Origin of the sequence: Pedobacter rhizosphaerae, assembly GCF_900111155.1 — a bacterium.
In the GTDB taxonomy this organism is placed as follows: Bacteria; Bacteroidota; Bacteroidia; order Sphingobacteriales; family Sphingobacteriaceae; genus Pedobacter; species Pedobacter rhizosphaerae.
In genome coordinates, this window is sequence record NZ_FOGG01000047.1 from 1 (window position 1) to 15,343 (window position 15,343).

Annotated in this window: 8 protein-coding genes and 1 pseudogene; 7 read left to right on the plus strand and 2 right to left on the minus strand. The window is 38.1% G+C overall.

Going from position 1 to position 15,343, the window contains the following annotated elements:
- Window positions 1-691 precede the first annotated feature (691 nt).
- Entirely contained in the window at window positions 692-1,408 is a 717-nt protein-coding gene (locus BMX11_RS22160; RefSeq protein ID WP_090889066.1) for a DJ-1/PfpI family protein, read from the plus strand.
- A 47-nt stretch (window positions 1,409-1,455) separates the two neighbouring features.
- On the opposite strand, the gene BMX11_RS22165 is transcribed toward BMX11_RS22160, so the two are convergent.
- The gene (locus BMX11_RS22165; protein ID WP_090889069.1) at window positions 1,456-2,310 is read right to left on the minus strand and encodes a helix-turn-helix domain-containing protein; all 855 of its coding nucleotides are present in this window, start codon (window positions 2,308-2,310) and stop codon (window positions 1,456-1,458) included.
- Between the two features lie 238 nt (window positions 2,311-2,548).
- Here BMX11_RS22165 and BMX11_RS22170 point away from each other — a divergent pair, with 238 nt between their 5' ends.
- From BMX11_RS22170 to BMX11_RS22190, 4 genes and pseudogenes are all read left to right on the plus strand, one after another.
- A complete protein-coding gene (locus BMX11_RS22170; protein WP_090889072.1) occupies window positions 2,549-2,752 on the plus strand; it encodes a hypothetical protein in 204 nt (67 codons plus the stop codon).
- A gap of 1,008 nt (window positions 2,753-3,760) precedes the next feature.
- Window positions 3,761-6,349, plus strand: a complete 2,589-nt coding sequence (locus BMX11_RS22180; RefSeq protein WP_217643903.1) for a helix-turn-helix domain-containing protein — start codon at window positions 3,761-3,763, stop codon at window positions 6,347-6,349.
- Window positions 6,350-6,426: 77 nt separating this feature from the next.
- Window positions 6,427-8,763: a glycoside hydrolase family 31 protein gene (locus BMX11_RS22185; RefSeq protein WP_090889077.1), complete on the plus strand. Its 2,337-nt coding sequence runs from the start codon at window positions 6,427-6,429 to the stop codon at window positions 8,761-8,763.
- Between the two features lie 466 nt (window positions 8,764-9,229).
- Window positions 9,230-9,835, plus strand: a pseudogene (locus tag BMX11_RS22190) (TIM-barrel domain-containing protein); the annotation flags it as partial.
- Between the two features lie 159 nt (window positions 9,836-9,994).
- Here the strand turns inward: BMX11_RS22190 and BMX11_RS22195 are convergent.
- Window positions 9,995-10,624: a sigma-70 family RNA polymerase sigma factor gene (locus BMX11_RS22195; RefSeq protein WP_090889083.1), complete on the minus strand. Its 630-nt coding sequence runs from the start codon at window positions 10,622-10,624 to the stop codon at window positions 9,995-9,997.
- A 263-nt stretch (window positions 10,625-10,887) separates the two neighbouring features.
- Between BMX11_RS22195 and BMX11_RS22200 the strand changes: the two genes are divergently transcribed.
- Window positions 10,888-11,913 (plus strand): FecR family protein, encoded by a 1,026-nt coding sequence (locus tag BMX11_RS22200; RefSeq protein WP_090889085.1) that lies wholly within the window; start codon window positions 10,888-10,890, stop codon window positions 11,911-11,913.
- Between the two features lie 221 nt (window positions 11,914-12,134).
- A complete protein-coding gene (locus BMX11_RS22205; RefSeq protein WP_245738741.1) occupies window positions 12,135-15,341 on the plus strand; it encodes a SusC/RagA family TonB-linked outer membrane protein in 3,207 nt (1,068 codons plus the stop codon).
- Window positions 15,342-15,343 lie beyond the last annotated feature (2 nt).

Genomic DNA, 15,343 nt, shown 5'->3' on the forward strand with positions numbered 1-15,343 from the left:
TTCCGCCGCTTCATGCTTCGGGGGAAAGAAAAAGTGGCAATAGAATGGGGATTATTGGCAATTGCACAAAATGTTAGAAAAAAAGCAGCCTAAAAAGACTTGCTTTTGCTCTTTTTAACAAAATGCTGGATAAATAAACATTTCTAGCCAGCAACAAAGAAATAACACATAGGATTTATTTAAATACAAAAAAGCTGCCTCATTTATTTTGAGACAGCCTCATTTCTGTTAAAGATCTATTAATCAGAGGAAAGATAAGCTTAACAATCTTTAGTATCGTCCTAGATTTACTTACAAAAAAGATGCTTATCAGATTGTATTATTCTTTAACGAGAAAGTTAGTTTAAACATCTGCATCAAAATGAAACTCCCTTCCTCTTAACGATTATTTATTGTTTGCTGTGCCAATTTCAATATTATTGGCAGTGGGCTTTGAAGTTTCGACTTCTTCTTTGTCTTTTTTACAAGAAGTGAAAATGGAAATAATGATAGACTTAATAGTTCAAGCTGGATAACAATGCAAAATCTAAATTTCCTATGAGCATTGTTGTTAAAAAAAATGAAAAGTGAAAGAAAATATTGCAAAAGTGTAATTGGAGTTTTCCATTTGTCAATACTTTTGTTTCATGTGATAAGCTTGCCGGCAATACAAATCATCACGTAATAAATATATAAATAAAGTTATACTTAGATGAAGAAGATCAAATTTTTGATGGTTATGAGTGTTGTGATTTTTCACTCCATCAGCGGCCAGGCACAGGAAAATAAAGAAACAAAGTTCAGTTTTCCTAAAGATAGAAAAATCAATGTGGGCGTACTGGTATACGACGGAGTGGAGATTGTTGATACTGGTGGGCCAATTGATGTGTTTGTTAAGGCGAATAATTCGAATAACAAATATAACATATATACGGTATCTGCCACCCAGAACAAGAATATTATCATGGACGGTAATACGGTTAATTTAGTTTCAAAATACAATATTTTCGATGCACCCCAGGCAGACATACTAATTATCCCAGGAACATCCCCGGAAATAGTTGCGAAAGTTTCAGCAGATAAAAAAATGATGAACTGGATTGTCGATCAAAACAATAAAACCCAAATGACCATGTCAGTATGTACCGGAGGATTGATCTTGGCCAATACTGGTTTACTGGACGGGCGATCAGCTACCACACACCACTGGTCGATAGATGAACTTAAGTCTCATTCCAAAATCAATGTACAGGAGAAAAAGCGTTTTGTTGTTGACGGAAAATTCCTGACGGGAGCAGGTGTTACATCAGGAATGGATGTCGCGCTTGAAGCAATCGAACTTATTCACGGAAAAGATGTTGCAGACGATATTGCACATGGAATGGTGTACAACCGCTACGGAACAATGGAGTTTTTACCCAAAAAGTAAAGTTTTTGACCTGCCGATGAAACTATATTTTTTCATCGGTAGGTCTTTCACAAAATTCGGTTTAAAATGGAATTCTTTTGAAATTCCTTCGGCGTCAATCCAGTATACTTTTTGAAAAAGCGACTGAAGTAACTGTCGGTTTCAAAGCCTAATTTCCATGAAAGTTCTTTACTTGTAATGTCAGACCAATACAATATTCGTTTCGCTTCTAACAATAAATGTTCATCGATAAGTTGCTTCGGAGTTTTAAATGTGGAATGCTTTACCTGATGAGTCAACACACTTGTGCTTATATTTAGGCTATCTGCATAAAAACTTACCTCATGATGTTCGGTATAATGTTTTTTTAACAGTATTCTAAACCTGGCGTAGATTTCATTCAAGGTTTTTTCTGTAGAAGGGTTCTGATCTGAAAGTATTGCGCAATAAGTTACAAGCGCATCAAGCAGGGATTGTGTAAGTTCTGTTTCTAGTGTACTGTTGAAACTTCGGTTTTCCATAAGGTGAATAATCTCATCAATACGCTCAATTTCACCTTTAGAGATTTTAATGAACGGACGGGAGAAAATTTTATTGAGGCTGTTAAAAAAAGTAGGCCCGCGATCTTTAATGAATCTTTGTGAAAAACCTATTGACTTGATTACGCAATCATGAAGAATAGGATGAGTATGAACCCGGTCGATATCTAATAATAAAATTGCTGGAGCTGTAATTCGGTCGCTTTCAAAATCAGCTAAATGAAGAATTGATCCACTGTACAAAAAACTTAAAATGTAGTAATTATGAGAATGAGGGTTTTGATCTTGTGCCATAAATTCAACCAACTCATCACTTTTATAAAAGTTAAAGTCATTTTGATTTAATGGGTCTTCCAGACTGTATTTTGGTATTATGTTGCTCATAACGTTGGCTCTTAGATAGAAAATTCTATGTTATTATGTGGTATAAACAAACAGTGATACTTGCTTAAAAATAAGTGCAACAATTATTCAAGCATTCTTTATCTAGCAATTTACTAAACTTATATCAATACACTACGAAATATTGCTATTGTTGGCTCGATTAGAGATTACTTCAAACATTCTTAGCAGGAAAGTCCTTCTATTTTCGTTCAAATTTATTCAAAAAATACTATCTACAATGAAAAGAATAGGTAAAATAATCAATCTTAATTATGCTCTGGGAATAGGAGAAATATCTGATCGCAACGACCAGGAAATATTTTTTGACATCGCTGACATATCCGGAGTGGCAGAGCCTAATTGTACTGTACAATTTGAAATAGAAATGAAGCTGCAAGGTTTGCGTGCCATAAAAGTTATACCTATAGATTCATCGAACTAGTCTTGATGTGCCATGTAGTAAGGCAGAAGATTTTCTAAGGCAGTTTATCCATCCGTAATTCACTGGAATGGATTAGAGCTTCGGTTTTAAAAGATTTTGATTAAATCTGGATGGATACTAATTTTTTTTTAAAAAAAAAAGGATAGAATTAAGTTATAAGGGATAATGGGTTTTACTGTGAGGAGTTTTCTTTTAAAAGCGCACGTTTGTTTATCTCGAACTGTTAGGAAATAACTACTGCAGAATTTTAATTATAAAGCATTATCAGGCAATAAGAAAATTTATAAATAAACTATTAATGAATTAAAAATGGAAAATGAGCCAACACTATTTTTTCGAAAATTTCTGAATAATAATTGTACACGTTCCGAACTGAATTTATTATTTCTTCATTTCGGCTCAACAAAGGAGGAAGAAATTAAAAAACTGATTTCTGACCATCTGCAAAGTGATGACAGTTGTGAGATTGACCAGAATGATCGATTGAAAAATATTCTAGCAGCCATACATGAGAAAATTCCATTCGATAAATAATAAATAACTGTTCAGAAATTTTGAGAATACATAATAGGAAAACCAATTTATTTGACTCCGACCCGCCAAATTCATAACAGCAACATATTAATGATTTGACGCAAATATGTTAGGATTATCAATCTGCCGATCTTTTGTATTTTAGATCTCGATACTTCATCAACATCATTTAGAACGCAATAAATTTACAACTCTGATACGTATTCTCTTTTGAGAATAAATGCCAAAGCTGCTTCCAATGCATGGTACATAGTCTTCGGTTCCTTCCTCTATAATAATTTATGTGGTAAAATATTTAGGATGTAAATATCTTTCAGCGATACTCTAACTTATCTCGTTTGTACTGATGATATTTTCAAGAATTTATCAACCGAGTTTTCATCCATTGATTGTGCAATTAGTTAGTTTCTTTTTATTAGGATTCACTAAATTGCACTTTTCTATTTAATACCCTCTAACCATTCAGATATATAGATGAAGCAAATCATTAGCTTGACTTTCATTTCTTTTTTAATTTTTTCTAGAATTGCTGCACAGGACTTTGTTTTTTCTCCTATAAATGTAATGCATGGATTAAGCGATAACCAGGTTAGATATATTATTCAGCTACCTGATGGGCGGATGGTGTTCAAAACAAGTGGCAATATCAATATTTATGACGGAGCAAGATTTAGGTATATTCATCGGAAAATCAGCAATAATTTCCCGCTAAAAAATTATGGTGGACACTATCGCATTTATCAGAGTGGGGATTCAACGCTTTGGATAAAGGACAGACATCAGCTGATGTGCGTGGACTTACGCAAAGAAAGTTATATTACTAATCTGAATCAATATTTTGAAAATGCAGGATTTCATTCAAGAGTTGATGATATATTTTTCGATCAAAAGCAACAGATGTGGTTGCTAATCAATAACCAACTGATATCAAAAAACCACAAAAGTAAAATTAGCCTTGCGCCACAGTTAGGGGTTCTACAAGATATCAGTTCAGACGGGGAACATCTTTTTCTTTTTTACAATACTGGTGCTATAGTTTGTCATGATCTTAAAACTGCAAAAAACAAATATACCATTAACGCTTATCCTGCATCAGAACAAATGCATTTCAATCGGACATCGCTCGTAGTCAAAGCCGCCAATGGATTTTATCAATTGCGAAATGGAAATCTAGGTGGTTTTTTTTTCTTTGATCTGCTAAAATTAAAGTGGAAGAAGTTACTGCAGACCGATTATACCCTTAACACCTTATTTGTAGATGAGAAAGGATTGGCAACAATTAGTTGTTCCAATGGCATTTGGATGATTGATTGCCAAAGTGGCAGGTCAAAATATTTACCGAGTATCGAAAAAGTAGACGGCGGTAAATTGAATACAGAAATAAGCACTGTTTTTTATGATCGGCAAGGCGGGTTGTGGTTGGGAACTGTAAACCAGGGTTTGCTCTATCATCATCAGGAAAGAAACATGTTCAATGCCATTAGACGATCAGCTTTTGAGGTTAAATCCAACAAGGATATTTTGGTTCAAGCCTTTAGTGAAGACGAGGAGGGGAACATCTACATTAAATCTCGGTCTGAATTTTACCAATATCATCCAAAATTCGGCAATCATGCAAAACTCAGACTGCTGCAATCTTTTTCCCTTCCCGCCAATGAATTGCAAAAACTAAATATTGCAACAAGTAAATACAAAAATGATCAAGCAACTCAGCTCACGGATCATCGCGGTTGGATTTGGACCGGAACAGCTGATGGATTAAAGGTTTTGGATAATGTTACGGGTAAAGAAAAAACATTTTACACCAAAGATGGTCTGTCAAATAATTTCATACAGTCAATTTTTCAGGATCATGATCGGAATATATGGATTACAACTAGCTACGGAATCAATAAGGTTCAAATAGATGCTAAAACAAAAGGGGTTCGCTTCATTAAATTCGATCCGAATGCAGGCGTATTGGAGGGTGAATACTTAAAAGGATCAGCCTATGAGAGTGAAGACAGTACGCTTTACTTTGGAGGTGTAAACGGTTTCACAATTCTAAACCGAAAGCATCTTCAGTTTTCCGGATTAGCATTTAAACCTGTGTTTACCTCTTTAATTCTCCATGGTCAGTGGATAGAAATTGGTAAATATTATGACGGACGTATTTTGTTAGAAAAGGCTGCACCTTATACCCATGATATTGAGCTTTCCCACCATCAAAATTTCCTCACTTTTGAATTTACTGCCTTAAACTATTCCAATCCTGCCCAAACTTACTACCGTTATCAGCTTGATGGTATAGACCGACAGTGGAGAGAAACTTTCAGCCATCAGGAAAATGCGCTATATACCGAAAAAGGTATGTTGCAGGTTTCTTATACTAATCTTCCCCCAGGAAAGTATAAACTCAAAGTTAAAGCATCCAATGATAATTTGAAATGGGACACTCCGGTTTCTATCTTAACTTTCACCATTAAAGCACCCTGGTGGAAAACCCCTTTAGCCTACATGCTATACATATTTCTTTTCCTGGTATTGGTGCTCGCCATCATTTACTTGTACTTGCGAAGTGAGCGGAAAAAGGCTGAAAGGACCCGGAGGGAAGATATCTTGTTGTTAAGAATTCGCAACCTGATTGATCAGCAGAACTTCATTCAGGAGCAGAACGAGCGTACCGATACTAATATGTTAAGCTCCGGTGGGGAGGCTGATCCCATTTCGCCTTTGAGCCAGTTAGAATCTTCTTTTTTAGCAAATGCGATTTCATTGGTCAAAACAAATCTTGATGTTCCCGATTATTCAGTAGAACAGCTCAGTCGAGATTTAAATATGGATAGAACGGGGTTGTATCGGAAGCTTATCACTTTGCTGGATAAATCGCCCTCTATATTCATAAGGAACATCAGGCTCGAAAAAGCTGCAGAACTGCTAATACAAGGACAGCTGAATATTTCTCAAATCGCCGATCGTGTTGGTTTCAGCAGCTCGAGCTATTTAAGTAAATGTTTTCAGGATATGTACGGCTGCAAGCCTTCGGAGTACGCTGATAGCATTAAAAATCAACATAAGTCTTAAAAGATTCAACATGATTGTTGTCTTGAATTTTGTGTTCTCATTAGTTTTGCACTCAACTATACCAAATATCAAGATATATGAAAATCCATCAAATTTCAACGATTCTTTTTGCAATCCTGACATTATTTTTTGGCAATGTTCTGAGTGCTCAAACTGTTAGAAAAACAGCCCAGGGAATCAATTTTTCTGCTCAGCAGCTGGACATCAGTGTTCAATTTTACTCTTCAAACACTGTGAGGATTTACAAGACGCCGAAAGGAAGACCCTATGTTAAAACAAGTCTTGCCGTAACAGCAAAGCCTGAAAAGACTGCACTCATATTTGCGCAGAAAGGGAAAAATTATATGATTAAAAGTAAAGAAATCCAAGTTGATGTAAATACGGAAACAGGTGGGGTTTATTTTTCAGATCTTTCAGGCAAACAATTACTTCATGAAAAAGACTATGGAACGCAGTTCTCTGCGTTGAATGATGGTGGAACACCATCATTTAAAGTTCGAACCGGATTTTTACTGGATAAAGACGAGGCCATTTTTGGGGTTGGACAAATCCTTGATAATAAATTCAACCGTCGAAATTCGGCTCATCATCTACAAAATGAAAACATGTCAACCTATTCGCCTTTTTTTCACTCCGTTAAAGGATATGCGGTATTCTGGGATAACTATTCTATATCGGAATTTAATGATAATCCACAAGAACTCTCTTTTGAAAGTTTAGGCCACTGCTCTGATTATTACTTTATGTACGGTGGTAATGCTGATGGAGTAATCTCGAAAATAAGAGCACTAACCGGAAAAGCGCCAATGTTACCTTTATGGGCTTATGGTTTTTTTCAGAGTAAGGAACGCTATAATACCCAGGAAGAAAGTCTGGATGTGGTCAAGAAATATCGGGAGTTGAAGGTTCCTTTGGACGTCATCATTCAAGATTGGCGTTACTGGCCGGAATTTAACAAAACAGATAGTGCCTGGAATTCCCAATCTTTCGATCAATTGCGTTTCCCAAATCCAAAAAAATGGGTGGATGATATTCATCAGTTAAACGCCAAACTACTGATTGTAACCTGGCCAGGCTTCGGGCCAAAGACGGCACAGCGCAAAGAATTCGACAGTAAGAATATGATTATTAATTTTGATACCTGGCCTCCAAATAGCGGTGCTCGACCATACGACGTATTCAATCCACAGGCACTGAATATATACTGGAAATATCTTAATAAAGGTATCTTCAGTCATATCGGTAATGATGGTTGGTGGCTGGACTCAACAGAACCTGATCACATCAATAAAAAAGATAGTGATTTTAATCTTCCAACCAACCTTGGTAGTTACCGAAGTGTTAAAAATGGTTTCAGTTTGATGCACAACAAAGGCATTGCTACCCATCAGCGTGAGACAAATGACCAAAAACGGGTTGTTATTCTAACCCGATCAGGATTTGTAGGCCAACAACTGTATGGCTCAAATACATGGAGTGGAGATGTTAATTCCACCTGGGATATGCTGGAAAAACAAATCCCTGCAGCACTAAATTATACCTTGATTGGAATACCCAATTGGAACAGTGATATCGGAGGCTTTTTTGCAGGTCGTTGGCGCAAAGGTGGTGGCAATAAAAATCCGGAATTTCAGGAGCTTTATGTAAGGTGGATGCAGTTTGGAACTTTTAGTCCTATGATGCGTTCGCATGGAACTGATCTTCCTAGGGAAATATGGAACTTCGGCGAAAAGGGAAGCTGGTGTTTCGATGCGCAGGAAAAAATGATCAAACTTCGCTATCGTCTCCTCCCTTACATCTACAGTACTTCATGGGATGTATCAAGAAATGACGGAACATTTATGCGTCCCTTGATGATGGATTTCGCCAAAGATAAAAAAACGCATGATCTAGGAAATCAGTATTTATTTGGCAGATCCTTAATGGTTTCACCTGTAACTAAATACCAGGTAAAAAAATGGCCTGTTTACCTACCAAAAACAAGCGGATGGTACAATTTTTGGACAAATCAATTTATTGAAGGAGGAAAAACTATCGATACTGATGCGCCAATCGAAATCGTTCCACTATATGTTAAGGCTGGATCAATTATTCCCCTCGGACCTGATGTGCAGTACGCTTCAGAAAAAAAATGGGATAGTCTTGATATTAGCATTTATGCAGGAGCAGATGGTAAATTCATACTTTATGAGGATGAGGGTGATAATTACAATTATGAAAAAGGAGCTTTTTCAGAAATTACTTTTTTGTGGAGTGATGATAATAAAACTTTAAATATCAGTAACAGAAAAGGGAGTTTTAAAGGTATGCTGAATACTAGAAAGTTTAACTTAAGACTGATTTCAAAGTCGGCCAAAGCTCAGGAAACCCGCTCAATAGCATACGATGGAAGCCAAATATCAATTAAATTTTAAGCGCTCAGTTCTGCTGATATAGCAAAAAAAAACCAGCTGATTTCTGATGACTGATCTAGTCATCAGAAATCATTTTGAAAAATTTACATATGGCAAAATAAATTGTGCCAAATTCAGACAAACTCAAATTAATAGCAATATGCTGTTAAAGAGAGGGTGCGTATTTAGATCGATTACACTTATTCTTTTTAAATCATTTTACCTCGTTTCGCTCTTTATTATTTCATTAGAATTCTTGATAAAGTAATTTTTTTGATGGTTCGGGCGCATCTTTACTGATGTATTATTTTGGTTAGATGTCGGATTTGTATGAAAAAATGTACTTGGCAGATCGGTTTATGATGCCTTCAATATTTCGGCCCGGAAAATGTATCGGAGTAATTATGTTAATAAAAATCTGTTTTCAAATGGTGTTGATGCATGGTAGTGTGATTCATCGGAATCAGTAGATGGCGATTGGAATGAAAAGGCCAATAATATTGCACAGGATCCGAAAGCCAGATATAATCTTAATGCTAATGGTTTAAATCAACTGCTTGGACCCTTAAGGGCTAATCTATATTCGCTCAATCACTCAAAAGGTATTTTTGATAACCAGCGTCTGGCTACAGACCAGAAAAGAGTTTTAAACCTGACCCGATCTGACTTTGCCGGTATTCATCGTTACGGAACATTTATTTGGAATGGAGATACCAAAGCAACCTGGGCTGATTTTGCCAAATGGATTCCATCCGGTTTGAATTACATTGCGACAGGCAATCCTTATTGGACCATTGATGCCGGTGCATTTTTTGTAAAATCAAAATCGCAATGGTTTTGGAAAGGAGACTTTGATACAGGAACTTTAGATCCTGGGTATCGAGAGTTTTATGTAAGAACCCTCCAGTTTGCCACCTGGTTGCCAATGATGAGAAGCCATGGTACTCACTTCGCCAGAGAACCCTGGAAATTTGGCGATGTGGTATTTAATGTGACCATCGTTAGAAACGGCGAAAAAGGTAAAACTTTAATTCATTCTTCTTCCAGGAAAAATATCACTTATTCAGGTCAACGTGTAAGGGTTATCATGTAAGAGAAATAATAGGCTCGTGATGTTAAATTTTGAAAATTATAAGTCGAAATCCACTATTTCAGGAAGAATTCCTATCTATCGACCTTTGGTACCTGATGTATTTGGACTGAAACATATGATGACAAATTCACCATCCTTTTCCATAAAAGTTTGGACCAATTAGCGGAAATTAAATTCAATAAATAAGATCGTGGCGGAAGCTAAATTAATGATCAGCTCTTGAAAATTGGAAACTTTTCTGTATTGATGCATTTCTTTACATAGTCTGTTCATCGCATTATAAACATGGGTATGAACCGTTCGGACTGATATATTAAGTATTTCAGCAACTTCAGCGGATTTCAATCCTTCCTCCTTTACCAGTTTAAAGGCAAGCTTGGTTTGTAGCGGAAGACCATCAATAGCAACATCCAGCTTCATCCGGAGTTCTTTTTTTTCCAGATCAAGATCTGGTCGATAAATACAGGAGAGCTCCCCCTCAACATCGTCAATATTTACAACACGCATCTGTGCTGATTTTTTCCAATGATTGATAGCTTTATTTTTAATAAGGGTGAGCAAATAGACTTCGGGTTTATTAATATGGTTTAACGCCGCCCTGTTAATCCAGCACTGCACAAACACATCAGATACAATCTCTTCGGCTTCTTCACGGCTAGCGCCATACTGCGTGCAAAAACGGATAAATCTACGTTGAGTCAAATGAAAAAGCCGCTCAAAAGCTTTCGCATCATTTCTGTACCGGATCTCATCCCAGCACGCAAGAATATTTTCCTGTTTCTCCGCCATTATTTAACTCATCATTGGAATTCTCAAGAAGATCCGCACGTTCCGGCAAGATCGTGGGTTGATATCTGGTTATAATTTTCTCTAATGTAAACATTTTTTATTACAATGGTCACTCTCCTGCGTGCTATGATAAATTTAAGCTGCACATCATTTTAAATCACCAGCAGAAATTGCGCTTTTAAAAAAAAAATAAAAAAAATAGAAAGTGTATACGTAAATCGGGTTTGAAAATTGTCTATACCATAATCCATTCTAACCAAATTATGACCAGCGAAGAATTTGTCCGTTTGATCACTGCAGAATTTCTTGAGGAAATTTCTCAGGCTGATAGAGAAAAACTAGATAGTTTACTTTCTCAGGACCCACAACTTTTGCAGGAGTATCATTCAATAAGGAGTTACTTGCTTTCAGCTCAGATAGAAGAACAGGAGAATATTGCTTTATACAGAAAAATACAGTCTAAGATTGCCACCATTGAGCAGGGCTACCAGATGGAGAAAAAAAGAAAATTCAACTGGCTTCTGCGAATTGCAGCTTTGATCTTAATAACATTAGGAACCTCTTATTTTCTCTGGAATGAATACCGTCCGGTTGTTGCCAGTAACCCTTTGGTATATAGTACAGCAAAAGGGATCAAAAAATCACTGCTCCTGAGCGACGGAACCCGTGTAATTCTTAATGTGGACAGCAAGATAAAACTAGCCAATACATTTGGTCCAAATCATAGAGAAATTTATCTTTCTGGAGAGGGTTATTTTAATGTACATCATGACAGCGCCCATCCATTTCTCATTCACACAGATAAGGCTGACATAAAGGTTCTCGGTACGGTTTTCAATCTGAAAGCCTATCCCAGGGACAAGGTGAGTGAGACAACGTTAATCACAGGAAAGGTACAGGTTACACTTCCGGACAGGCCAAACGACGTGATCACCCTTAATCCTTCAGAAAAGCTTATCGTTCGATATCAAGATCAGGTTTCTGGTAAAGTTCAGAAGAGTTATTCATCACTTCCTGAGCTTACCTACTTAAACAAGGAAGATACTGCTGTCGTAGAAGCCCTCTGGAGATACCATACGATTGTATTCAGGGGAAAGACTTTTGGTGATCTATCAAAAGAAATGGAGCGGGTATATGACGTTAGCTTTGAGTTCCGAAGTGCAAAGGCAAGAGATGCAAGTTTCTCGGGTACTTTTGACCAAAAAGAGATCCGGGATGTACTGGACGCATTAGCGCTGATTGAACCCTTTTCATATTCAATGGACAACAAAAAAATCACTATATATTAATCAAATAATTAACCTTTAATAGCCAAATATGAACCAGCAATAGTGCTCCAAAAAAAACGGGGATAATATATCCCCGAATGTACCAAAGACGATTAATTAAGATAGGCTACTGTCCAAGGGAGCCTGATTTCTTTCACCTTTAACGAAGTAAAGTTATGAAATTTTTTACGCACTACACGTGTGTTAGGCAATCCTATTGCCTAAATAAATTACTATTGATTATGAAATTGACCCTCCTGCTGATTGTGGCGCTTAATTTTCAGTTGTTTGCAGCCGGATATGCACAGTCCAGAGTAAGCCTTGATCTGAAGTCAGTAGATTTCAAAAGAGTGGCCTCAGAAGTTGAGAAAAAAACCAAATACAGGTTTCTATTTGGGGAATTTAAAATCCCTACCAAAAGATTTGATGTAGTCAATGCGCAGAATGAAGAAGTATTAACTCTGGTTACCAGACTTCTGGAAGGCACTTCATTTACTTACAGACATCTGGAAAATGATTTGATTGTCATTGTTCCAAAGATTACGGAAAACCTCAGAGCGCTGATCACGGGAAAAGTGCTCGACGAAACCGGTCAACCCATGGTCGGAGTTACTATTAAAATCAAAGGTGTGGAAAAGGGGGGAAGTATTACGGATGCCAATGGGGCTTTCCGAATCGATGCACCTGGTAATGCAGTGTTGACCATCGCTTATATCGGTTATATCACCCAAGAGATTGTAGTAGGTGGTCAGGAAACGCTGACTATTCGTTTGAAGCCATCTGCGGGCAATCTGACAGATGTAGTCGTTGTAGGTTATGGCACGCAGCGTAAATCTGATGTTACCGGGGCAATTTCTTCTGTCAATTCCAGCGTAATTACCAGGGCAGCAACAACGGATGCAACCGGCGCATTACAGGGACAGACGCCTGGGGCTGTCGTCGTCAAAAATGTTGGTAAACCCGGATCCGGATACAGTGTGAGTATAAGGGGAACAAGTTCCTTCACAGGAGCCAATTCTCCCCTTCTGGTCATTGATGGCATACCCACAACTTCAGGACTGAATGACATCAATCCTGCTGATATCGAAAAAATGGATGTATTAAAAGATGCCTCGGCGACCGCAATCTATGGCTCCCGTGGTGCAAAAGGGGTAGTCATTATCACCACGAAAAGAGGCAAGGCAGGTAAAACCACGATCACCTATGATGGCTATCTGGGTAGTCGTAGACCTAATAATCTGCCTGAATTTTTTGATGCAACTGAGTATCGTACTTTTCTGGAAGAACAGTATTTAAGGGGCAGAGGAGCAACGGCCGCCGTTTTGAATGCGCTTCCATCATATGCCAGTTCCAACACCTTCACAGACTGGCCGGGTTTAGTGCAGCAAAATGGTTTGCAGATGAACCATAACCTTGCGGTGAGTGGGGGGGATGATAAAACCCGTTTTTCATTTGGTGCGGGGTTACTCAGGGAGGAAGGAAATGTTTCTCCGGAAGATTTTAAACGATATTCTTTCAGGGGAAGCATCGACCGGACCATCAACAATACCTTCAAGGCCGGAATTAGCTTTTATGCAAACCAAAACCTTCAAAACTTGGGCAGCTCGGAGGCTTTGCGTTCTGCATATCGTCTACCGGCGACTATTTCCCCTAATGATGCTGCGGGAAATCCAGTATTTAGGGTTTTGGGTGCCGATGGTGTCACAAACCCACTCTTTGATCAGTTAAATGACCTTCGGGAAAATCGCAACTACCGGATGTTCGGAAATTTGTATCTTCAGGTTGACCCTTTAAAAAATATTTCTTTTAGGACCAGTTTATCTCCTAATTTTTACCGATCAAGAAACGGGACGTTTTTTGATATTGAATCCAAAGAAGGTGCTGGAAACGGAAGCTATCGCGCCGGAACCTATACAACAGGTGAACAACTTACCCTAGTATGGACCAATCAGCTTACCTATGAGCGGACTTTTAACAATGTGCACAAAATAACAGCAACCGCAGTAAGCAGTGTTCAGAATGATCGCTCAGAAACTGGCTCAATATCAGCATACAACCTTCCGTTTCGCTCCTTATGGTATAACTTAGGTTCTGCTACCAATACCGATCCAAATGGAACTTTCAGGGGGCCAACGGTAACCTCGAATTATGTTAGATTCAATCTTGTTTCAAACGTTGCAAGAGTGAACTATTCGTTCAGGGATAAATATTTATTAACGGTTTCCGGAACAGCAGACGGGTCATCCAGATTATCCGAAGGCAATAAATGGGGCTTCTTTCCATCTGCCTCATTAGCATGGAGAGCGTCTGAAGAGACATTCATCAAGAATATCTCTGCCATCAGCAATTTGAAATTCCGTTTAAGTTATGGAAAATCCGGTAATGATAGGGTTAATCCATATGATACACAGGCCACCCTGGGATCCAGTAGCTATTACTTCGGAAGTATTTTGGCATTAGGTTACTCACCAAATCGTCTGGCCAATCAAAATCTCACCTGGGAAACTACCAAAGAGATCAACTTTGGTATAGATTTTGGATTTTTCAATAACCGGATCTCTGGAAGCGTTGATATGTATGACCGTAAAATAGACAATATTATCGGTAACCGTCCGCTTCCACCACCTGCTGGTTTTTCTTCGGTACTGGATAATCTCGGCAAATTACGAAACAGGGGACTTGAAGTTGGGCTGAATACCATCAACTTAAAACTGGGTAAGTTTACCTGGATGTCTGATTTTGTTCTGGACATCAATTCCAATAAAGTGCTGGAAACGGCAAATGGGCAGAAAGATGATTTGGGTAGCCTGCTCTTCATCGGACATCCCGTGCTGGTGAATTATGATTATGAATTTGAGGGAATATGGCAGACAAGTGAGGCTGCACTGGCTGCAAGTTATGGTCAGCGTCCCGGTCAGGTGCGCGTTAAAGATCGCGACGGAAACGGGGTAATCAATACCAACGACAGGCAGATTATTGGTAAGCGCATTCCAAGTTGGACGGGCTCATTTGGAAATACATTCAAATATGGTAATCTGGACCTATACGTCTTACTTTACACCCGTCAGGGGGAACAGTTCAATAGCAGTTTTGATGGGGGGTTCAAAAATTACAATCAAGTGTATAATCAGTTAAAAGTTGATTACTGGACAGCAACCAACCCTTCACAGACAAATTTTCAACCCGGGAATCCAGGGCCTTTTGTAAATGCAATTTACTATCAGAAAACTAACTTTCTCCGCGTAAACAATGTCACCCTTGGCTACACCTTTCCTAAAAAGTTAGTGGAAAAGGTTCGCTTAAGCAGTGTCCGGATCTATGCTACGGCGAATAATCCACTGCTATTCACAGATTATCAGGGATTTGATCCTGAGTGGGCTTCTCAGAACACATACGGTACGGCGATTAGTACATCAACATATTTATTCGGATTGAATATCGGTATTTAAAC